Origin of the sequence: Streptomyces humidus, assembly GCF_014649655.1 — a bacterium.
GTDB lineage: Bacteria > Actinomycetota > Actinomycetes > Streptomycetales > Streptomycetaceae > Streptomyces > Streptomyces humidus.
On sequence record NZ_BMTL01000046.1, the window covers coordinates 36,175 to 58,004 of the forward strand.

The following is a 21,830-nucleotide window of genomic DNA, read 5'->3' on the forward strand; positions in this document are numbered from 1 at the left end:
CGCCGGCAGGCCGCCCGCCGCCCCGCACCGCTCAGTGGACGGAGAACCCTCCGTCGACGAAGATCGCCTGCCCGGTGACATAGCCGGACGCGCGGCTCGCCAGGAACACCGCAGCCCCGGCGAAGTCCTCGGCGAGGCCGTTGCGGCCGATCATCGTGCGCGCGGCCAGCGCCGCCACCTTCTCGGGGTCGGACGACAGCCGTGTGTTGAGCGGGGTCATGACGAACCCGGGCACCAGCGTGTTGCAGGTGACGCCGTGGGGCGACCAGGCCTCCGCCTGGGAGCGGGCCAGCGACTCCAGCGCGCCCTTGGAGACTCCGTAGGCGCCGCTGCGGACGAACGCCCGGTGCGCCTGCTGCGAGGTGATGTGGATGATCCGCCCGAAGCCCCGTTCGGCCATGCCGGGTCCGAAGCGCCGGCCCAGCAGATAGGGCGCCTCCAGGTTCACGCTCATGGTGGTGTCCCACACCGCCTCGTCCAACTCGTCCATGGGCGGCCGCAGGTTGATCCCGGCGCAGTTGACCAGGACGTCGGGTTCGCCGTAGACCTCGGCCGCCCGCTCCGCCACGGTGCGCACGCCGTCACGGGTGCTCAGGTCGCCGCTCACCCAGGCGGCCCGGCAGCCGTCCGCCGTCAGCTCGTCGACCGTCGCTGCCAGTTCCGGCTCCCGGCGCGCCACGATCACCACGCTCGCCCCCGCCCGGGCGAGTGCGCCCGCGATGCCTCGGCCGATGCCGGAACTGCCGCCGGTCACCAGGGCGGTCCGCCCGTCCAGCGAGAACAGCTCGGAGAGGTAGGCGGCCGAGAGGCCGGGCACCCGGCCGGACGAGGCGTTCAGGGATGTCATGTCCGCTCCTGACCTGTGACGGTGATCGCTGATCGAGTGCCGCTGAAGGATTGTCAACACTGATGTGTGCCACCGCAGGTTGATCGTTCGGTGTGGTTGATCGTTCGGTGTTCACGTACGTGGGGGACGCGGTGGGGGCCTTGACCCGGAATCGTGGGACCTGCCCGCGCCGGAGTCGCCGATGCGCACCGAGGGTCGTCCTCTCGACCGCCGGCCCTGCTCGAGCCCCGTCGAGCGGTCAGCTCAGCGAGTCGCCCCAGCCGCTCTGGATCATCGTCTGGAAGGCCCAGGTTCCCCCACGCCGTACAAGGATGTCCGCGTACCGCAGTCGCCGCTTCTCCCCGCCGGCGGTCATGGTCGAGTCGGTGAACACCACGGCCACGGACGGGCTCAGGAACACCGGGGTGCGGGTCGAGTCGAAGGAGATCGTCTCGTCGCCGCCTTCGCTCATGACCTGGCTCATGGTGGCGACGAACTGTTCGCGGGTCCACTGAGCGGTACGCCCGTCGCCCTGGGAGTCGTCGCTGACCAGGTTGAGCGGGAAGACCGCCATGTCGGCCATGCGCTCGATGTCACGCCGGGCACTGGCCGAGTCGTACGCGGTGAACCACGCATCCAGGCTCGCGCGGTCCTCGGCCGACGGAATGTACCCGGTGTCGGGCAGTACGGTCACAGGTCCCCCTCAGGAACGTTGCTGACTCGCACTGACCGTACGTCCCGACGAGTCAGTAGTCAAACTTGATTAGTTACGGAACCGGCAGGGAACGCCGACGACGAGCTGGGGGCGGTGATCAAGCCGCTGTCGGCCAAGGGGGAGCGTCGGACTCGACATCCGGGATGCAAGCGGACGCTCTGCCCTACTGGTGGGGCTGGGGCTGGGGGTGGGCCGGGTCCGGGGACGTCGGCTCCGCCCTGGTGGTCGCTCCCGGTCTGCGGCCCGTCCGGTCGATCAGTGCGGTCACGTCGTGCGGGGTCAGGAGCAGGGCCTGGGCGATCTGACGGTCACTGTGACCTGCGCGGAGCAGCTCGGCCAGCCGGTGTTCGGTCGGGGAGAGACTCGGGGCCGCCGGCGGCGCCGGTCCCGGCCGTACTCCTGCCGCGGTGAGCGCTTCGCGTACGTGGCCGGCCAGCAGGACGCTGCCGCAGGCGTCCGCGAGGCGGAGCGCCCGGGTGAGGGACCGGCGGGCCTCGTCGGCCTCGCCGCCGCGCAGGAGGGCGGTGCCCAGCTCGTAGTGGGCGCGGGCCAGTTCCAGACGGGCGGGGGACCGCTCCAGCAGGGCCACGGCCTCGCGCAGGAGGGCCAGTCCTCTGCGGCCGCCGTGGATGACGCCCAGGCAGCGTGTGGCCACCCCGATCGCTCGCTCGGTGCCCCACTGGTGGGCCAGCTCCATTTCCTCGGTGGCCAGGTGGAGCGCGTCCGTCCGCTGTCCGAGCGCGAGGTGCAGCGAGGCCGCCCGCGATCGCCAGGGCGCCCCGGCCAGGTTCGTGACCCGTGCCCGGTTCTCGTCCGCGCCGTACTCGTGCAGGACGGCGAGGGCGGCGGCAGGCCTGCCCCGCGCCGCGTGCAGGCGGCTGCGTGCGAGGAGCGCCGGGCCTTGCCATGTCCAGCCCACCCGGTCGAAGTCGGCGTCCGGGGTGAGCGCTGCCGTCGCCGAGGCCAGGTCGCACCGCTCGATGAGTGATTCGCCGACCTGGGTCGTCATCGCCAGTCTCACCCGAGGTTCCAGGCCCTGGTCGGCGGTGGCGGCGGGGTGTCCGAAGTCGGAGGTGAGCGGTAGCTGCCGGCCGCGGCGGCCCTCGACGAGCAGCTGCCAGGTCATCGCGGACGAGACGATCAGGAAGGAGCCCCACCGGCCACCCATGTCGGCGATGCGGTCGAATCGCGCGACCGCGTCCTCCAGACGGTCGGTGGCCACGAAGGCCAGCCCGGCCAGGGTCACGAGCATCTGGGACGTGTCCGCCGCGACCAGGCCGCCTCGAAGGGCCCGGTCGAGGAGATCGTTGGTGACCTGGGCGCTGGCCTCCCCGGTGGTGGCCGCAGCGGTCAGCGCGGCCAGGACCATACATTCACCAGGGGTGTCACCGGCCAGCTTGTGGTCCCACAGCCGTCGTGCGTGCTGCCGGACGGTGGAGAGGGTGGACAGCCGGTCATATCCGATCAGCAGCATCTGCGCCTGCAGGAACCATGAGACCTCACGAGCGAGGCCGGTGCCGTCGTCGGTCCGCCGCAGGTCCTCCACCGCGCGGGCGAGGGTGTCGACGGCGAGCTCGTGCTCATGGCTGAGGAACAGCGCGCTGCCGAGCAGCGAGGCCGCCTCGGCCAGGGCGTACGGGTCGGCCAGGGCCGCCGAGGCCTGCGTCAGGTGGTGCCTGGCCGCGCCGACGTCGATCTGCATCTCGTCCTTGCCCAGCTCCAGCAGCAACGGACCACGCTCTTCGACCGACACCGGCTCGCGCAGAGCCCGGCGCAGACAGGCGGCGGTGACCTCCGGAGCCCCTCGGCCACGAGTCGCCCGCGCCGCCTGCCTCAAGGCGTCCACCCACCAGTGCGCACCGCCCGGTTCGGCCAGCAGCAGGTGGGCCGCCACCAACTCGTCGGCAGCGCCGTCGCGCCGCAGCAGCTCGGCTGCCCGCGCGTGACCGGCGGCCAGCTCCACCGGCCCCAGGACGGCTTCGGCCACAGCGGCGCGGACCAGGGAATGACCGAACCGCGCCGGCTCACCGGACGCCAGCACACCGATCCGCCGCAGCCGGCCGCCGAGCTCCCGCGCCGACGACTCGCCCAACCCCGCCAGTTCGGCCGCGGTCCTCCAGGTGGCCTCGTCCCCCAGCACCACCAGGGCCCGCGCCAGACGGAGGACCGGCTCCGGCTCGTCGGCCAGCCGCTTGACGACGGTGCCGGCCAGGATCCGGCCACCGAACTCCTCCACCAGACGGGCCTGGTCGTCGGCGGGCCTGACCTGGTTCTCCGCCAGGGTCCGCAGCAGCTCGTGCAGCAGCAAGGGGTTGCCCTCGGCGGCCGTGGCGCAGGCGGCGACGAACCGCGGTTCGCCGGGCCCCAGGCTCGCCCGCACCAGGTGGGTCACACTGTCGACGTCCAGTCCGGGCAGGTCGATCAGCCGGCAGTAGGGCTGACCGGAGATCCGCTCCAGCAGCGGCTCGGACCCGGCCCCGCTGTCCGGCCGCACTGCCAGCACCAGCAGCAGGGGCAGCCCCCGCAGACGTCGCGCCAGGTACTCCAACCACCGCACCGACGGGGCATCCGCCCAGTGCGCGTCGTCGACCACCAAGGCGACGGGCCCCTCGTCGGCCATGTGCACCATCAGCCAGTAAAGACTGTGCAGGAGGCCGGGCGACGCCTCGGGCGACAACTCACCGGTCCCCTCGACACGCAGAGCGCGTGAAGCCGACTGCGCCGGACCGGACAACAGCCGCGCCCGGCCCGCGGCACCGGCTCGGGCCAGGAGGGGCTCGACCAACTGCCGCAGCACCGCGAACGCGAAGCCCTGCTCCAGCTCCGATCCGCTCGCGGTCGCCACCAGGATCTCCCGTGGGTCCAGGCCGGTCGTCCACGTGTCCAGCAGCGCGGTCTTCCCCATCCCAGCGCCCGCCCGGACCAGCACTATGCCGCCCCGGCCCGCCCGGACCTCACCGGCCGCACGCCCCAGCACCGTCAGCTGGTCCTGCCGGTCGACCAGGCCGGGCTCCACCCCGCCGTCGTCGACAGGCGGACTCACCTGCCGGCCGGAGCGGCCCGCCGCGAACAACGCGGCGGCGTCGGCGTCGCCCAGCCCCAGCGCCGACACCAGCATCTGCACCGTGCGGCGCTGCGGACGCGCCCGTCGGCCCCGCTCCAGATCCCGGATGGACCGGGCGGCCAGCCCGGTGGCCTCGGCAAGCTCCTCCTGCGTCAGATCCGCGGCCCGGCGCAGTTCCAACAACATCTCACCGAAGGTCGCCAACTCGCCCCGCCCCCTGCCCACCGCCCCTGCCGCAGAGGACGATCCGTTCGAGTCCTGCCCGAAGCATCCTGACGAGGAGTCCAACGCCCCACTGCCGCAGGGCTGTTGATCGGATGCTACCGGGGGGCCTTCGCGGTGCATCGGCTTTCGGGACGCGGGATGGTGGTGTGTCGAGTCCGCGGTCGTGGCGCGGAGCGGAGTGGCACAGCAACGGACGAGAAGGCCGGAAGCGTCGCCCTGCGGAGCGCGCTGGGGCCGCTGAGGGGGAAGCCGTCCGAGCCCGCCGGGCGGGGCCGGCTCCGGCGGGACACGTGGAGAGCCGGACGCGCGTGGTGACACGCACGTCCGGCTCGGGTCCGTGGCTCGGGTCCGTGGCTCGGGTCTGCCGGCCGGGTCGGCGATCCGGGGAGACGGAACGACGGGAACGTCGTCACCGCAGCCTGGGCCGGCCGCACGACCTCAGCCTTGCGACTTCCAGGTTTCGGGGAGTGCGGGAAGCTCGTCCGCGATCTTCCTGATGGCCTTCTCGCCCAGATCGGTGCGGTGGACCTCGCCGCTCCTGATGAACACGTACACCCAGTCGGGGCGGACGAAGGCGGTGCTGACGCCGCCCGCGAAGTGAGTGGGGAGGCCGGGGAACCGGTCGGCGAGCTTCTTGGTGGCGCCGGCGGCCCGGTCGGTGTGATGGACTTCCCCGCCCTTGATGAACCCGTGGACGCCGTTGGGCAGGACGTAGGCGGCGTCCACGCCTTGCGCGAAGCTCTTGGGGAGGGTGGGGAACCGGTCGGTGAGTCTGCGGGTGGCGCCGGCGGCCCGGTCGGTGTGATGGACCTCCCCGCCTCTGATGAACCCCTGCTCGCCGCCGGGCAGGGTGTAGGCGGCGGTGATTCCGAGGGCCTCGTCGCGGTCGTCTCCGGTGGCCGCTGACGCGCCGGGCGCGTAGGCCGCTCCGGTGCCCAACGCGATCGTGGCCGCGCCGCCGACCGCGGCAGCCCTGCTGAGCATCTGCCTACGACTCGGCGCGGACCGATCGTCCGACTTCTTCATGTCTCTCTCCTTTGGTGGCGTTCTCTGTCGTCGGCGCGCTTGCGGCAGCCCTGCGCGGACATCCGGCACGCCCGCCGACCGGCTGGAGGGTGGAGCGGATCACAGCCGTGGATCGGGGAAGCCGGTGGCGGCGGAGGCGGGCCGTCGCCCAGCCCCCGACGCTCATGGCGTCGCTGTGATGAAGACCTCGAGGAAGTCGTTGGTTCCCCCGATCGCGGCGACCGACTGCACTCCGGTCGGTGCTCCGTTGAAGTTCGCCTCCCACCCGTGCCAGGTCCGCTGTGGGTCCCTGTAGTTGCGGTACAGAGTTCCGCCGCCCGTCACGGCGAAGACCTCGAGGGTGTCGCCGGGGGCTACGGCGGTGACCGACTGCACTCCGGGGGGTGCTCCGTTGAAGTCGGCCTCCCACCCGTGCCAGCCGCCGTTGGTGTCCAGATAGTTGTGGTAGAGGGTTCCGCTGTTACCGACGGCGAAGACCTCGAGGGGGCCTGCGAGGCTGACGAGCGCGGTGACCGACTGCATCTCGGACGGTGCTCCGTCGAAGTTCGCCTCCCACCCGTGCCAGCCGCCGTTGGTGTCCAGGAGGTTGTGGTAGAGGGTGCCGCTGTTTCCGACGGCGAAGACCTCGAGGTTGCCGCTGGGGCCCATGGCCGTGGTGACCGACTGCACTCCGGGGGGTGCTCCGTTGAAGTTGGCCTCCCACCCGTGCCAGCCGCCGTTGGTGTCCAGATAGTCGTGGTGGAGGGTGCCGCTCCGCCCGACGGCGAAGACCTCGAGGTTGCCGCCGGAGCCCAGGGTCGCGGTGACCGACTGCACTCCGCGGGGTGCTCCGTCAAAGTTCGCCTCCCACCCGTGCCAGCCGTCTTTGATGCCCAGAGAGTTGTGGTAGAGGGTGCCGTCGCCCCCCACGGCGAAGACCTCGAGGTTGTTGCTGGAACCGTAGGTCATGGTGACCGACTGCATCTCGGACGGTGCTCCGTTGAAGTTCGCCTCCCACCCGTGCCAGCCGCCACCGTCGTCCTCCCAGTTGTGGTGGAGGGTGCCGCTCAGCCGTGCGTTGTTCACCAGCAGCTTGTTGGCGAAGCCGTGGACACCGGCGTACAGGTTCCAGCCGTCGGCGACGATCGTCGTGCCGTACTCCCTGTTCGTGGAGACGGGAAGAGTCAGGAGCAGACTGTTCAGGACCTTCCCCGAACCCGGATCGAATTCGTAGGTGTAGCCGTTGGAGCCCGCGAACACCCTTCCCGCGCCAACGGTCACATTCACCGGCTCAAAGGCTCCGATGCCACCTACGCCGGAGTTCCACAGCGGTTGCTTCCAGTCGCCGCCGATGCTGATCGCGTAGACGTAGCCGTGCACGCCGGCGTAGAGGTTGGCGCCGTCCGTGGCCAGCCTGGTGGTGTAGTCACCCACCCCGACCTGGCCGCTCACCAGCAGGCTGTGCAGGATCTTCCCGGAGGGCGCGTCGATATGGTCGACGTACCCGTTCGAACCGGCGAACAGTCTGCCGCCGGCGACCATGACCTCGACCGGCGCGTCCAGCACTCCGCCGACGGGTGTGTCCCACAGGGGTTTCTTCCAGTTGCCGCCGATGCTGATCGCGTAGACGTAGCCGTGCACGCCGGCGTAGAGGTTGGCGCCGTCCGTGGCCAGCCTGGTGGTGTAGTCACCCACTCCGAACCGGTCGCTCACCAGCAGGCTGTGCAGGATCTTCCCGGAGAGCGGGTCGAGTTGGTAGACGTAGCCGTCCGAACCGGCGAACAGCTTGCCGCCGGTGACCATGACGTCGACCGCGTCCGTGCCCAGCAGTCCGCCGACGGGGCAGTTCCACAGCGGTTTCTTCCAGTTGCCGCCGATGCTGATCGCGTAGACGTAGCCGTGCACGCCGGCGTAGAGGTTGGCGCCGTCCGTGGCCAGCCTGGTGGTGTAGTCACCCACTCCGAACCGGTCGCTCACCAGCAGGCTGTGCAGGATCTTCCCGGAGAGCGGGTCGATCTGGTAGACGTAGCCGTACGAACCGGCGAACACCTTTCCGCCGGCGACGGCGATCTGCACCGCGGCGAACGTCGTGCTGGCATTGGGCAGACGCTGGTTCCAGACGCTGGCGTACCCCTGGTCCCGCGAGACGACGCCGAGCCGGGGATTGGCACGTCCCACCAGCAGTTGCTTGAGGGTGGGAAAGATCCCGCTGAACATCTTCATGCACTCGGCCTTCTGGCCGGTGTTCCAGGACTTGAGATCTGTCACCTCGCCCGGACTCGCTCCCGCTCTGGTCGGGAACAGATCACGGATGTTCTTGACCGTGATGTCGGTCGCGCCCTGGGTGAGAATGTCGCGTACGGCCTTCTGGGACATCTGGGCCGCGGTGCTGGTGGCTCTGACACCGCGTTCCCCGTCCTTGCCGGTCAGCAGGGTGTTGTCGCCCCACACGGGGTAGGGGGACGGGTTCGCTTCGGAGCTCACGAAGACCGCTTCGGCGTTGTACTTGTCGTGCAGCATGCTCGAACTGAGCTGGGCGGCAGCGCTGGTGAGGAACGTCAGGTAGTTCTGGTACGTGGCGTCCAGACCGATCCTCTTGTCCGCGACGAGGCCGCTGCCCAGGACGCGGTCGACGAGACGGGCCGCCTCCTGCGAGGTCTGCGGATCGTTCGACGGGCCGGTGTACGCGAGCTCGTAGAGGTCGGGCCCCGACAGACCCGGCTGCTGGTCGTCGGTCAGGTGGCCGGCCGCGAAGGAATCCTGCAGGAAGTGGTCGGCGTAGCCGTTGTGCACCCATGCCTGCCGGGCCAGCTCGGCATCCTTGCCGTTGAGGAAGGACCGCTCGGCCAGGTCCCGTGCGACCAGGTGCGACGTCTGCCAGCGGTACCAGGAGTAGGGCGCGAAATGGCAGGCGTTGCGGGCCAGAAGCCCCTGGTAGTGGTCCTCGCCCAGGAATCCCAGACCGGAGGTCCACTGGTCGAGGGACCTCGTCTCGACGATGTCGTTGACCATGCCGAGGCTCCAGGGCGCCGCGGCGGAACGCGCGAACCGGTCGGTGGGAGGGGGGATGTCGTTCCTGATGCCGGTGAGGTGGTTGTACCCCTCCTGACGGATGACCTGGAGGATTCCGAGGAGGACGTCCTTGGGCACCGTGTTGAACGCGCCGGCGTCGGCGAGGTAGTCGGGGAGCGCGTTGAGTTCACCGTAGGTGACCAGCAGACCGTCGCCGGGGCCGATGCGGAGGGTCTGGATCCCCAGATCGAGATTCCTGATCTGCTGCTCCGTCACCTGCTCCGGATTGCTGCGCCACAGGTCGAGCAGCCTGATCTGGGCTCCGAGGACGGCGAGGCGGTCGGGGGCCCTGGTGACGATCGCGACGAGGTTCTTGGTCGGGGCGTCGCCGAGGATGCGGTGTTCGAAGGAGACGTGCCGCTGGATCGCCGTGGAGCGGCCCGGCGGCACGGCCACCCGCGCTCCCTCTCGCGTCCGCCCTCGCACCACCGCGTCAGCCCAGCGGTCGGCCTCCTGCTCCCAGGGGTCCCCGGGCAGGCTGACGGTCAGCCCCTCGCGCCTGGTTCCGCCGACCGTGCCGCGGGCCTGCTGGACGAGGTGTGCGGCTTCGTGGGCCAGCAGCCGGAACCCGGACGGGGAGTGCGGTCGATAGGCGCCTCGCCGGAAGAACACGTGTGAACCGCTGGCGAACGCCTCGGCGCCCAGGCTGCGGGCAAGGCGGTCGGCGGCCGGCCCGGTGTGGACACGCATGGCGGACAGATCGGCCCGCAGGCCGTGTTCCAGTCGGCGCAGGAGCTCCGGGGGCGGGCTCTGCCCGCTGTCCGTCGCGGGATGAAGCGTGTCCGTGGTTCGTCTGGTCATCGAACCTCCCCATAGATGAATGCTGGTGAACGTGCTGACGGAGCGGGGCACTCGGCCGCGGCCGGACGATGCGCTGACCGAGCGGTGGCTCCCGTGCGGTGGCTCCCGTGTCGGCAAGGGCCCGGTATCGGAATCCACGCGCGGCCCCCCCTGCGCTGCCCCGGATCCGTCCGTCGCTGTGGCTGTGATCACGTGCGGTAGCCGCTTGACGGTGTACAGCAGCACATCGGGCCGGACAGGCACACCAGGAAGAAGAACGGGCCGGACTACCGGAAGATCTGGGCGCGAACCTTCCGGGGGCAGCCCTGGTGCGCGAGGGGAACTTCAGTCGGCAGCGACGACATCCACGAAGCCTTCCTCGCCCCGGCCGCGCTCATCTGCCGGCGGCGCCTGGCCGCAGTCGTCGCCGCTCACAGGCGCCCGGTGATGTCCTGTCTCAACGAAGTCAGTCGCCCGTGCTCAGCTGACCTGCGCGGACTGGATTGGGTGAGACGCGTGGACTGGGTTCGTTGAGACAGACTCACGGTCTTGGGGCTGAAGCACGTGAGTCAAAGTTTCCCGTCTCGGAAGATCTGGTCTTTTGGCTCGGAACTCGCGTCGGATAAGTGCTGGCTGCGCCGACCGCAGACGCTCCGCCATACCCCTCAGCGAGGCCCGCCCTTCTTCGCCCGCCGTGCGCAGGCCCGTACCACCTCTGTGGGGCCGATTTTGCGGCTGGTCACGGGTGGGCACGGGCTTCCTCTCGCCGTCTGGTCCTGCGGCAGGCCAGCCCACGGGTCGTAGCATCGTTCAACGATTCCGCGGTGTGCATCTGAACCTGTCGTCGCCCGTGGGCCTATTTCGAGGTTGCGAGCGTGTGCACGACGGCGTCGGCCATGGCGCGTTCGCCGCGCCCGTTGGGGTGGACGGCTGCGGCGTCGTCGTCGAGGAGGGGTTCGATCCAGCGGGTGCCCGCGTCCGCGCAGGCGTCGTGGCCTTCGAAGGGCGTGTAGGTGTCGACGTAGTGGGTTCCGGCTGCCTCGGCGCGCTGCTTGAGCATCGCGTTGAGCTGCTCTTCCTTTTCGCGTAGGTAGGTCACGTCGCCGGGTGCGATGGGCAGTTCGCGGCCGCACTCGGTGCCGTCGGAGGGGAGGATCGCGGGGTAGCCGACGACGTAGATCTCGGCCTGGGGTGCGCGGCGCGCGACTTCCTTCAGCGTGGCGGAGAGCTTCTCGCCGGTCTGTTCGATCTTGCCCCGCACCTTGTCGGTGCCGTCGGTGATGCTGACGTACTGCCGCTCGCAGGGAGCGTCCTCAGAGATGTGCCTGCCGCTGCCCTGGGCCTGGTACGCCACTCCCATCGTGACGCACCGTTTGATCAGCGAGGCGAAGCCGATGTCGTTGCCGCCGATGCCGAGGGTGACCAGCCGGGTCTCGGCGGACAGCGCGGTGAGCTGGGCGGGGTTGGTGCCGTCGTCGGTGGACTGGGGGGAGGTGAGGTCGGGGATCTTGGCGCCGGTGCAGCTGAGGTCCTTGAAGTCCGCGCCTTTCAGGCCGAGTTCGGCGGCGACGAGGGACGGTAGTTGTGGTCGGAGCGGTCACAGCCGGGCGGGTTCCCGGTCTGGAGCGGTATGCCGGGGCCCGCGGTGTAGGAGTCGCCCAGGGCCACGTACGGTCCTTGCGCCGTGACCGGCGGGTTCGCGTCGTCGCCCTCGGCGTGCCGGGTCAGGCCGACCGCGGTGGCCAGTACGGCGCAGGAGAGGAGAACTCCGGCCAGTGCCATGCGCATGTGCGTCGTCATCGTGTGTCCGTTCGTCGAGGTGCCCTGCTCTTCGAGGGCGAGCAGGCCGGTTCGGTGATGAGCGGGTACGGGGACGAGCGGAGGGAGGGGGGAAAGCGGCTTGCCGGTGACGGGTCCGTCAGAGCTGGTCGGCAGCCGCCCGGGGTGGGCTCACGCGGGCCGGACGAGCCCCACGTCGTATGCGAAGATCACCGCCTGCACCCGGTCCCGCGCGCCGATCTTCGTGAGCACGTGGCTGACGTGGGATTTGACGGTGGACTCGGCGAGATGGAAGCGGCCGGCGATCTCGGCGTTGCTGTAGCCGGTGGCCATGGCTGTGAGGACGTCACGTTCGCGGTCGGTGAGGGCGGCGACGCGGGCATCCTGGTCGGGGTTGCGGCCGGGCAGCCGGTGGGCGAAGGCGTCGATGAGCTTGCGGGTCAGGCCGGGGGCGACCACGGCGTCCCCGGCGGCCACCGCGCGGATCCCGGCGGCGAGTTCGTCGGGCAGCGCGTCCTTGAGCAGGAAGCCGCTGGCTCCGGCGCGCAGGGCGGCGTAGGCGTACTCGTCGAGGTCGAAGGTGGTCAGGACCAGCACGCGGGAGCGGCCGCCGGACTGGACGATGCGGCGGGTGGCCTCGATGCCGTCCATGCCGGGCATCCGTACGTCCATCAGCACGACGTCGGGGCGGAGTTCGGCGGTCATGCGGACCGCTTCGGCGCCGTGGGTGGCCTCGCCGACCGCGGTCAGGTCGGCTTGCTGTTCCAGGAGCATGCTGAACGCGAAGCGTTGCAGGGCCTGGTCGTCGACGATGAGGACGGTGGTCATGCGGGGTGGCTCTCCATGGAGGCGGTGGGGGTGTCGGGGACGAGGCGGGCGTGGACCGTCCAGCCTCCGTCGGCGTTGGGCCCGGTGGTGACGGTGCCGCCGTAGAGGGCGGCGCGTTCCCGCATGCCGAGCAGACCCCGTCCGTCGTACGACTGCCCGCCGGTTCCGGGAGTCCGGGGCGGGCCGGTGTCCTTGACGGTGACGTGGATGGCGTCGTCGGCGGCGAGGGTGACGTGGACGGTGGTGTCGGCGGCGGAATGTTTCAGGGTGTTGGTCAGGGCCTCCTGGACGATGCGGTAGACGGCGAGCTGGAGTCCCCCAGCGAGATGGTCGAGCTCACCTTCGGCGTGCAGGGTGACGATGGGGCCGGCGGCCCGCACCCGGTCCAGGAGGGGTTCGAGGTCGGACAGTCCGGGCTGGGGGGCCAGAGGCTTGTCGGTTGTCGCCTCACCCTCGTCGCCGATGACCGAGAGCAGGCGGCGCAGCTCGGCCAGGGCGCCGCGTCCGCTGTCGGCGATGATCCTGAGGGTTTCGGCGCCGCGCTGGGGTTTCGCTTCGGCGAGCCCGGCGGCGCTGCCGGCCAGGCCGACGATCACGGCGAGGGTGTGGCCGAGGATGTCGTGCATCTCGCGGGCGACTCGGGCGCGCTCCTGGGCGGCGGCCAGCTTCGCACGCTGGTCGCGCTCCACCTGAAGATGGGCGGCGTACTCCTGCAGGGCGGCAATGTATGCCTGGACCAGCTTGCCGGTCAGGCCCAGCGCGGTGACCGCCGTCACCGCGACCACCGCCGGCCACAGTCCCCGATCGACCGCGAGCCCGTTGAACACGCCACTGCCCGGGGCGGCCCACACGGCCGTCACGATTGTCTGCGTGACGGTCACCCCTGCGACCACGGCCGCCTCGGTGAGTGTGCCGAAGCGGCCCACGTTGTACAGGACCGCCACCAGCCCGAAACTGGCCTCCGTCTGGATGTGCAGGAGATTGTCCAGGGTGAGGACGAGGGTCAGGAAGGCGAAGACCGGCAGCGGCCACCGCGCCCGCCACAGCAGGGGGATGGTCACCGCTAGGTTCACCACCAGCATCGCCGCCCAGTCCGGTCCGGAACCGTCGGGAGCGTTCACCACGGACTTGATGCCCAGCAGCGCGCACCCCAGCGGTACCGCCCACCGCCAGACCCACGGCCGGGCCTCGCCGGCTTGTGTCACCCGGCCCAGCCAGGTGAGCAGCCTGACGACCGAGCGATACTCGGCATCACCCAGCCGGCTACGGCCGATCAGCACCTCGGGCTCGAGACCGGACGTCCATGTGACGGGGGGCGGTGAGGTCATGGCGTACGGCTCCAAGTGCGGGGCGGGCCGCTCGCCGGTTTTCGGGGGAGTCGGGACCGGCGAGCGGCTGTTCGGGGGCGTGTCGGTCGGTATGGCCATCGACCAGAAACCGAGGGTCGGTGGGATCGTACGGTCCGGAGCCGTCCTTCCCGGTGGCCGAGGCCCGCACAGGCTCGGGTTTCCGGGAGGGGATGGTCAGTTATTGCGGGTCCTGTACGGCTTCCTTGGCGCCCGCTGCTTTCGGCTCGGACGGGTCGACGGTGTCGGTATCGGCATCCCGTGCCCGGCTTCGCCCGAGCTTGGGCAACCGCGGGAGCTTGGGGCGGCGCTGTCGGGACGGTGCCGGGGCGTCGGCCCGTGAATGCAGGTTCGCCTCACCGGAGGTGGCGGCATCGGTGTGGTGGGCGCGGGTGTAGCCGTCCAGGATCGCGTCGACAGTGGCACTGCTGCTGCCTACGCCGACGCCCACCAGCTCGGCCCCCGCCGGCACGGTGCTCGTCATCGGATCGTCGAGCAGGTGGCGCAGCCTCTCGCCCTCGACGTCCATGTTCGGCAGCATCCGGTCCAGCCAGGCGGGCAGCGACCAGGCGCGGCGGCCGAGCAGGGCCATCACCGCGGGGACGATGGTCATGCGGACCACGAAGGCGTCGAAGAGGACGGAGACGGCGAGACCGAAGCCGACCGACTTCATCAGGGCATCGGGAGCCAGCATGAAGCCGGCGAAGACGGAGATCATGATGACCGCGGCAGCGGTGACCACCCGGCCGCTGTGCCGGAAGCCGGCGATCACGGCCTCTCGGGGCTCGGCCCCGTGGATGTACTCCTCCCGCATCCGGGTGACCAGGAAGACCTGGTAGTCCATGGCCAGGCCGAAGACCACACCCACCATGATGATCGGCAGCACACTCACGATCGGCGAGGCCTGCTCGATACCGAGCATGTCGGCGAGCCAGCCCCACTGGAAGACCGCGACCACCGCGCCGAGGGTGGCCAGGACGCTCAGCAGGAATCCGAGCGTCGCCGTGAGCGGGACCAGGATCGAGCGGAAGACCAACAGCAGCAGCACCATGGCCAGGCTGATCACGATGCTGAGGTAGGGGAAGAGGGCGGCGTTCAGCTTGCTGGAGGTGTCGATGTTGATTGCGGTCGTGCCGGTGACCATCAGCTGGGCGCCGGTGTCCTCCTGCAGGTGGGGACCCTGGTCGCGGATGGCGGAGACCAGGTCGACAGTGTCCTGGCTGGTGGGCGAGGAGCCCGGAACGGCGCGGATGAGGGCCACGTCGCCGGAGGGGTTGAAGGCGGCGGGGCTGACCGAGACGATGTCGGGCAGCTTTTCCAGCATCCCGGCCGCCTCCTTGGCAGCGGCCGGTGCGTCGTCGCTGCCGCGGGCGTCGACCACCACGGCCAGCGGACCGTTGTAGCCGGGACCGAAGCCCTTTGCGATGGTCTCGTACGCGATGCGCTGGGTGCTGCCTGGGCTGGCCGTCGAGTCGTCGGGCAGGGCCAGTTGCAGCGACAGGAACGGGATACCCAGCACGAGCAGGCCGGCCACACAGACGCCGAGCGCCTTCAGCGGTTTGCGCAGCACCAGCCGCGACCAGCGCACCCCCATCGACTCGCCCTCGCCACGCTCCAGCGCCCGCATCCGGCGGGTCTTGAACCGGCCGCTGGCGATCTTCGTACCGGTGAAACCCAGGAGCGCGGGCAGCAGGGTCAGCGCGAGGAGCACGGCGACGACGATGGCGAAGGCCCCGCCGAGGCCCAGGTCGGTCAGCAGCTTGATGCCGATGACACTGAGTCCGGCCAGCGCGATGACCACGGTCAGGCCCGCGAACACCACCGCGGAGCCCGCGGTACCGAGAGCGCGCCCTGCGGCTTCCTCCGGGTCGCGGCCCTGCCCCAGCTCGTCTCGGTAGCGGGAGACGATGAACAGGGCGTAGTCGATGGCCACCGCGAGGCCGAGCATCAGCGCCAGCGTCGAGGTCTGGGTGCTCAGGTCGATGAAGGCGGAGGCGATGGTGATCGAGGAGATCGCCGTGATCACCCCGGCGACGGCGGTCAGCAGCGGCAGCCCGGCCGCGATCAGCGAGCCGAAGGTGATCGCCAGCACGACCGCCGCCACGAGGATGCCGATCACCTCGCCTACGCCCTGGTGGATGCCTTCCCTCATGGCGCTGCCGCCCATGCTCACCACGAGGCCCGCCTCTCGGCCCTCCTCGGCGACCTTCTTCACGTCCTCGCGGGCCCGGTCGGTCACATCACTGTCGGTGACCTTGTAGGTCACCTGAGCGAAGGCGATCGTCCCGTCCCTGCTGACGGTGCCGCCGGTGTAGGGGTCGACGACGTTCGCCACCTGGGAGGCCCGCTTCAACTCGCCGACCAGCGACTCGACCTCACTTCTGTGGGCGCCCGAGGTCAGTTTCTGCCCCTCGGGCGCCTCGAAGACGACGCGGGCCGTGGCGCCGCCCGCGGATGTCTGCGGGAACTGCTTCTTCAGCAGGTCCTGCGCCTTCTGCGACTGGGTGCCGGGGACGGCGAAGGAACTCGACGTGTGGGCCGACACGCTGAACATGCCGATACCGAGAGCGGCCAGGACGGCGATCCACAACGCCAGGACCAGCCGCCGTCGGCGGAACGAGAACCGGCCCAGCCGGTAGAGGAAGGTGGCCACGGAGAACTCCCGGAGGCGTGCCGAAAAGGGAACGCCTCGAATCTAGAAATGAAAACGCGGGATTCCGTGGGCCGAAGGATGCGAATACGAGGCCGGGGACCGGTACCGCGGTGCCGCTCGGATGTCGTACCTGCGTCGTACGGCGGGGGATGCCGTCCGTCGCTCACTGGCGGCTGGTGCGCCAGAGGCCGCCGAATCCTGATGTGACCGCCAGGTCGCTGCCGCCAAGGGCTCCAGGGCTTGTAGAAGAACTCCGTCGCTGGCAGGTCAGGGCGGGCGACGGGCGATGGCGAGCGCCTCGCGGACGTTGTTGAGCCTGCCGACGCTGATCTTGCTCCGCCCGGCCATCAAGGCCCTGACAGGACCGCCGGGGTGAACCCGATGCCCCTGTCGCTCGGAGTGTGAGCAGGCTGTATTCGGGCTCAGCAGCGGTGGTAGGGGTGGCCCGGGCTCCACCGTGTTTCCGCGTCGGCTTCATCGGGCTGGCGCGGCGGCGGGATCGTTTCGCGAGGGAAGAACGCGTCGTAGATCCTCGGGCTCCGGTGGAAGGCGATGAACTTGTGGGTGGAGAAATGCTGCTCAACCCACGCGGGCCACCAGGTTTCGGTGGTGTCTCTGGGCTCGTAGCGTGTCGGGGAGTCTGCTGATGTCGACTTGCTCGTCGGCGTTGGCGATGCCGTTGCCGATCCAGAGGCGGTGGCGGAGACAGACGTTGCGGTCATGAGTGGTCCAGCAGGTCACGGGCATGGTGATGCCTGCGGCGTGGGTGCAACGGCGGCAGGCGGGACGCTGGATGGCGGTGTGCAGGGCTGAGCGCGGACGGCCGATGGTGCCGGGCTTGTCGATAGCGTCGGAGTCGGTGTCGACGTCGAGGAATTCAGGCAGGGCCAGTTCCAGGGCGCGTTGGCGGACTCCCGCCGCGGCGGCGAGAGGCTCAAGGAGTGTGTTGGCCGGGGTCTTCTTGGTGCGGCGGATCTTCAAGAGGGGCAGCAACTGGTCGGCCGGAAGGTGGTTGGCGGCGGCGAGCCGGTGGAGGAAGGAGTCCAGGGTCTCGTTGTGAAAGAGGGAGACCGTTCGCGGAAGTGGCTGTCGCGGTGGCACTACTCGTCGTGTTCCCGCAGATGGGGAAGGTCGGGGAGGGCCCTGAGGCGTTCACGGTGGGCCGCGGCGCGGCAGATACGGGAACACCACACCGGCCGGCACCGACTTTCGCGTGAGGAGCTTGTCCTCTGCTGCCGAGCCTGCCCGCAGTGTCCGCACTGCCCCCTGGCCCATCGGGCTTCGTAGGCGGCTTGCCTGCAAGGTTCGGAGCACCAGCGAAAAGGGCGGTTGCGTTCGATGACGGTGCCGCAGTGGGCGCAGGGTGCTCTATGGACGGTGTGCCGGCGGGCGCCCTGAGGCGAGAGCGGGACGCGCTTCCGGCGGGCGATCAGGCGGCAGCGGCCGGAACACCATCGTGCGGGTCGGCCCTTGACCGTCCGGGAGCGCAGGGGCCGGAAACAGTTGCCGCATCGCGTGTCGATCAGTGCTCGTTGCAGGTCAGCAAGGGGGCGTCCCGTGACCGCGGCCAGTTTCTCGACGAGGGGCGGTCCGACGGAGCCCATGGCGCAGAGGTGGGAGCGCAGATCAGCGGGCGGGAGGTGGTTGGCGTGCGCCAGGCGCCGGATGTAGGAGTCGACGGTGTCGTCGTCGGCCGGGCGAACATAGATCGGCAGGTGAGGAGGAGGGATATCGATCATCGCTGCCTGGTCGGCTTTCGGGCGGGACGAACGGATTCCGCGGCGTGATCCAGGGGGATGGCGTCGAGTCCGTCCTTGGTGACGCGCTCGGTGCCGTTGAGGATCGCGTCGATCGCGGCGCCCCGGATGGCGTGGGACAGGGCTCCGATCATCCCGTCGGTGCGGTTGTGCAGGTAGCGGTCCAGTTTGACCAGGCTGCGCGGTGGATGATCGTGCAGGATGAGGGTCTCTTCCATGGTCGCGATCAGCCCTTTCCATTCGTCGCCGTAGGGGAACGGGCCGGTGGGGACGAGGGTGAAACGGCCCGCGATCTGAGCGCCTCGCGTGCGGACCAGCAGTTCACTGGTCTCCAAGTCGATCCCGGCGTAGACGAAGGTCGCGGGGATGCGCTCGGAGAAGTACTTCAAGGTGTCGGAGACCTCGGCGCCGGCCCGCGTCCTCTGCGAGATGTTGTGGATCTCGTCGACGACCACGAGACCGGTGCGGGTATCGGTGCAGACCCCACCACGGCCTCGATGATGTCGGTCATGTTCGACCGGGGATGGACCGGAAGTCCCAGGAACCGGGCGAACTCCGCCGCGACCATGCGGGCGGTCGCAGCAGGCGGAACCGTGATGCAGAGAACCGGAATCCGGTCGGAGATCTGCGGGTGGCGGGCCCGGTCGAGAAGTTCGTGAGCGCGGCCGAGTTGGGCGATGGCGCTGGTCTTGCCGGTGCCGGGAAGGCCCGAGACCATCAATCCGCGGCGGGCGCTGATCGCGTGCCGGTTCAGCAGGACCAGGCGACGGCCGCAGATCCGTGTCTTCTCCACGAACGACGTGGAGACCGTGAGCATCCGGGCGTGGTGGTCGAGGCGGTCCTCGTCGTGAAGGTCTTGCTCGGTCGGTGACAGTTGCTTCAACTGTCCTGGGGACAGTCGGCCCGGAGACGGGGGCGGCCCGTCGATGAATTTCCGCCACCCGGCCAGAGTGGTCAGCTGCCGGTTCGCCTCGGCGTCGGACTCCTGCACTGTCGTGGGCCCGGCCTCTGGGCAGGAAAGGGTCATGGTCGCCTCCAGGGGTTGGCGAGCGGGTCGAACAGACCCAGCGGGATGACGTCGGCGAGTTCGGTGTCCGACTCGTCGTTGCATTCGGGGTTGTTGGCGGGCGGATCGGGGACCGAGCGGTCGGTCGATGTGGCCCGAGTACGAGCGGCGACGCGACGGTCGCGCCGTGAACGCTTGGCCGGAGGGTCTTTCTCGCCAGCGGGCCCGTCGTGGGCCCGCCGCAGCAGAGCCGCGGCCGCATCCGCGATCTGTTCCTCGGTGCCTCCGGGGACCTGGGCGCGAGCGTGGTCCCAGGCCAGCTCACCGAAAGGGACGCCGACGCGGTGCAGATGCTTCCAGAACACGGTGATCCACCGATCAGCGCGCGAGTCGCGTACCCAGATCCGGGACACGTCGTAGGGGTCGTAGTGGACCTCCCACAGACCCTTCCTCGCCGTCACCCCCGAGCTCTGGCGGCGCAACGGGTTTAACTCCGGGCTGTCGTAGGTGCGGTGCTTGATGCGGATCCCGTAGGCGTTGATCGCCTGCCAGCGCTCGGGCAGCAACTCGACGTAGTCCTCTCCGCCGAGCGGCACTGGCACGTATCCGCAGGATTCAAGCAGCGTCGCGTACTTCTCGTTCGGCGAGAACGCCCGCCCCGGTGCGTCCGGGTCGCGCAGCGAGTCGTGGGGCCTCGTTTGCCAGACGGCAATGATCCACTCGTCGAGAAGGTTCTGAAGTTCGGGCAGCGACCACAGCGGTCTGTCTTCCAGGCCGCGGCCCCGGCGGTCCGTCGTCGAGCCGGTGTATCCCGCGACGAACTGAGCGAACAACGAGGCCACGGAGCCCAGGGTCTTCTCGATCGTGCCCTTGTCGGTCGGGGTCGCCCTGTGCGCCTGCTGCAGGTTGATGCCCAGATAACGGCAGGACGACCTGAACGCGTGCGAAATGAACACGCTTCCGTGGTCGCAGACGATCGTCTCCGGCACGATCACCGGGCGGGCAGCCGCGTGCTCCAGGCGCTCGTCGATGCTCAGTAGCCGCCGGTGCGGCAACGCTGACCGGGACATCCGCAAGGCTTCCGCCCAGCCCGGACGCATCGCCTCAGGGGTCACACTGCGAGCCAGCAACGCGGAGGCGTCCGCGGTCTACGTGGAGGGCCGCAGCACCGCCGCGGTGATCGACCTGGTGGCAATGTCGACCATGGCCGTCAGCTCGGCCTTCTCGGCGACGCCGTCATCCAGCCGCACCAGCACGTCCATCGGCGTGGAATCAATCTGCATCAGCTCACCGGGCGCACTGGCCGGTACTTCGCCGAACGGCCCGGACGGACGTGCCCCGACCGAGCGGCGGGTGCGGGCCGACCCGGTGGCGTGGGTGCCGACGGCGAGCTTGTCGAACAGCCGGTAGAGCGTGGCCCGCGAAGGCAGTTCAACTTCGGCGGTCTCCTCCCTACCGGACAGAATCTGTTGCGTCCGCCAGAGAGTGAAGCCGATGGTCCTCGACGACGCGTCGGCGGTCTCGGCGATCGCCTGTCGCATCGCCTCCACCACAACCGGGTCGACCTGGCCGAAGGCCTGCATCTGCTTGGCCGACCGGCCGTCCGCCAGCCCGACCAGCCCATCCCGCTGGTAACGCTGGTGCCGTTGCTTGATGCCGCTGGCCGACACCTGATGCCCCGCCGCCGTCAGCTCGGCAGCCTTGGCCCGCTCGCGTTGGGCCAGCGAGTGCCGTTTCGGGTCGAACCCCGGCCGCGGCTTGGTGCCTTCCGGAGCATCCGGCGGCAGACCGTGCTGGACCTCCAAAATGTGCCTCTCCCACCAGCGGGCCTGATCAGCCGCAGCCTTGGGGAACTCCGCGATCCGGGAGGTCGGCGGCACCCGCCGCTTGCCGGTCACCGGGCAACTCCCCTGGCCAGGTGCACGATTGTGCCAGGTCCCAGCAACTCGACCGTTGTGTCCTCGGTGATCAGCACCTGAAGCCAGAGGAGGTGGAACAACACCGGCAGTGTCGACAGCCGGTCCCCTGCCGCATCCGCCCCTACCATCAGCGGCCCTGGGATGGAGAAGACCTCCCGGAGCCGGGCCGCGGCCGGGTCGTGCAGACAGCGTGGGTGCCGGTAGCGCGACAGCCACCGGACATTCGCCAGCAGCACCGCGTCCGGTATCCCCAACCGCTCGAACCTCCAACCGGCCTGGGCACAGACCAGGCGCGTCACCTCGAATGCCTCGGCGTCCTTCGGCTCGATCCGCTCGTCCGCACGGACATCGACGACCACCGCAGAGCCGTCCGCGCGGCGCACGAAGTAGTCCGGGGCGTGCCGACGCTCCCGCCCACCGTCATGCCAGTGCAGCCAGAACGGCTGCGAGCCGATCCCCACGACGTCCGGATCGAAGTCCATCAGCAGCAGCCGGTCCCGCTCCAGCCACGATTCAAAGCCCACGTGCCGCCCGGTCGTCGCCGACCAGTACCACCCCGGGAAATGACGCTCACCGCGCGACCACCGGAACGTGCGCACTGGATCAACATCCTCGAACCGGCTCGTCACACAGTCCCGCAGCGGACGCCGACGACGCCCGTGTACCGCGTCGACGTACGACAACTCGACGCACGGCCCTGTCTGATCCACCCCAGCCGGTACAGCCATCCAGCACCCCCGGCGCCCTCAGTCGCGCGACTAGGGCCTGTGTGGAGTTGTGATCTCGTGGGGCCCCGGCTCGGGAGGGTCGGGGCCTTTGGAGTAGAACGGTGGGGTGTCTCGACCTCAACTTTCG

The 21,830-nt window shown here is 69.9% G+C and carries 14 protein-coding genes and 1 pseudogene; all 15 read right to left on the reverse strand.

Translation table 11 applies throughout. The annotated features are described in order from the left end of the window. Positions 1–31: 31 nt before the first annotated feature. The 15 genes and pseudogenes from IE239_RS36660 to IE239_RS36720 all read right to left on the reverse strand — a co-directional run bounded on the left by IE239_RS36660 (position 32) and on the right by IE239_RS36720 (position 21,703). Entirely contained in the window at positions 32–847 is an 816-nt protein-coding gene (locus tag IE239_RS36660; protein WP_190153778.1) for an SDR family NAD(P)-dependent oxidoreductase, read from the reverse strand. 238 nt (positions 848–1,085) lie between these two features. Continuing rightward, positions 1,086–1,520 (reverse strand): DUF4440 domain-containing protein, encoded by a 435-nt coding sequence (locus IE239_RS36665; protein ID WP_190153779.1) that lies wholly within the window; start codon positions 1,518–1,520, stop codon positions 1,086–1,088. Positions 1,521–1,704: 184 nt separating this feature from the next. Then, entirely contained in the window at positions 1,705–4,791 is a 3,087-nt protein-coding gene (locus IE239_RS36670; protein WP_190153780.1) for an ATP-binding protein, read from the reverse strand. 477 nt (positions 4,792–5,268) lie between these two features. Beyond that, a complete protein-coding gene (locus IE239_RS36675; RefSeq protein ID WP_190153781.1) occupies positions 5,269–5,856 on the reverse strand; it encodes a hypothetical protein in 588 nt (195 codons plus the stop codon). Positions 5,857–6,018: 162 nt separating this feature from the next. Continuing rightward, entirely contained in the window at positions 6,019–9,708 is a 3,690-nt protein-coding gene (locus tag IE239_RS36680) for an eCIS core domain-containing protein (RefSeq protein WP_190153782.1), read from the reverse strand. Positions 9,709–10,543: 835 nt separating this feature from the next. Then, complete coding sequence (locus tag IE239_RS36685) at positions 10,544–11,239, reverse strand: SGNH/GDSL hydrolase family protein (protein ID WP_229878613.1); 696 nt, start codon at positions 11,237–11,239, stop codon at positions 10,544–10,546. After that, the gene (locus IE239_RS42645) at positions 11,236–11,487 is read right to left on the reverse strand and encodes a hypothetical protein (protein WP_229878607.1); all 252 of its coding nucleotides are present in this window, start codon (positions 11,485–11,487) and stop codon (positions 11,236–11,238) included. The genes IE239_RS36685 and IE239_RS42645 overlap by 4 nt, the downstream gene beginning before the upstream one ends. Before the next feature lie 150 nt (positions 11,488–11,637). After that, complete coding sequence (locus tag IE239_RS36690) at positions 11,638–12,294, reverse strand: response regulator (RefSeq protein ID WP_190153783.1); 657 nt, start codon at positions 12,292–12,294, stop codon at positions 11,638–11,640. Next, a complete protein-coding gene (locus IE239_RS36695; RefSeq protein WP_190153784.1) occupies positions 12,291–13,622 on the reverse strand; it encodes a sensor histidine kinase in 1,332 nt (443 codons plus the stop codon). The genes IE239_RS36690 and IE239_RS36695 overlap by 4 nt, the downstream gene beginning before the upstream one ends. A gap of 199 nt (positions 13,623–13,821) precedes the next feature. Next, a complete protein-coding gene (locus tag IE239_RS36700) occupies positions 13,822–16,293 on the reverse strand; it encodes an MMPL family transporter (protein ID WP_190153785.1) in 2,472 nt (823 codons plus the stop codon). 579 nt (positions 16,294–16,872) lie between these two features. Beyond that, positions 16,873–17,394 carry a TniQ family protein gene (locus IE239_RS36705; protein WP_190153786.1) on the reverse strand — a complete coding sequence of 174 codons (522 nt, stop codon included), beginning with the start codon at positions 17,392–17,394 and terminating at the stop codon, positions 16,873–16,875. Between the two features lie 634 nt (positions 17,395–18,028). After that, positions 18,029–19,077: pseudogene (locus IE239_RS36710) on the reverse strand (ATP-binding protein). After that, positions 19,074–20,126, reverse strand: coding sequence for a TnsB C-terminal domain-containing protein (locus IE239_RS36715; protein ID WP_308435451.1), 1,053 nt, complete (start codon positions 20,124–20,126; stop codon positions 19,074–19,076). Before IE239_RS36715 ends, IE239_RS36710 begins: the two are co-directional and overlap by 4 nt. A gap of 78 nt (positions 20,127–20,204) precedes the next feature. Then, entirely contained in the window at positions 20,205–20,954 is a 750-nt protein-coding gene (locus tag IE239_RS43175) for a hypothetical protein (protein WP_308435452.1), read from the reverse strand. Further along, positions 20,951–21,703 (reverse strand): TnsA-like heteromeric transposase endonuclease subunit, encoded by a 753-nt coding sequence (locus IE239_RS36720; RefSeq protein WP_190153787.1) that lies wholly within the window; start codon positions 21,701–21,703, stop codon positions 20,951–20,953. The genes IE239_RS43175 and IE239_RS36720 overlap by 4 nt, the downstream gene beginning before the upstream one ends. Between the last annotated feature and the right edge of the window lie 127 nt (positions 21,704–21,830).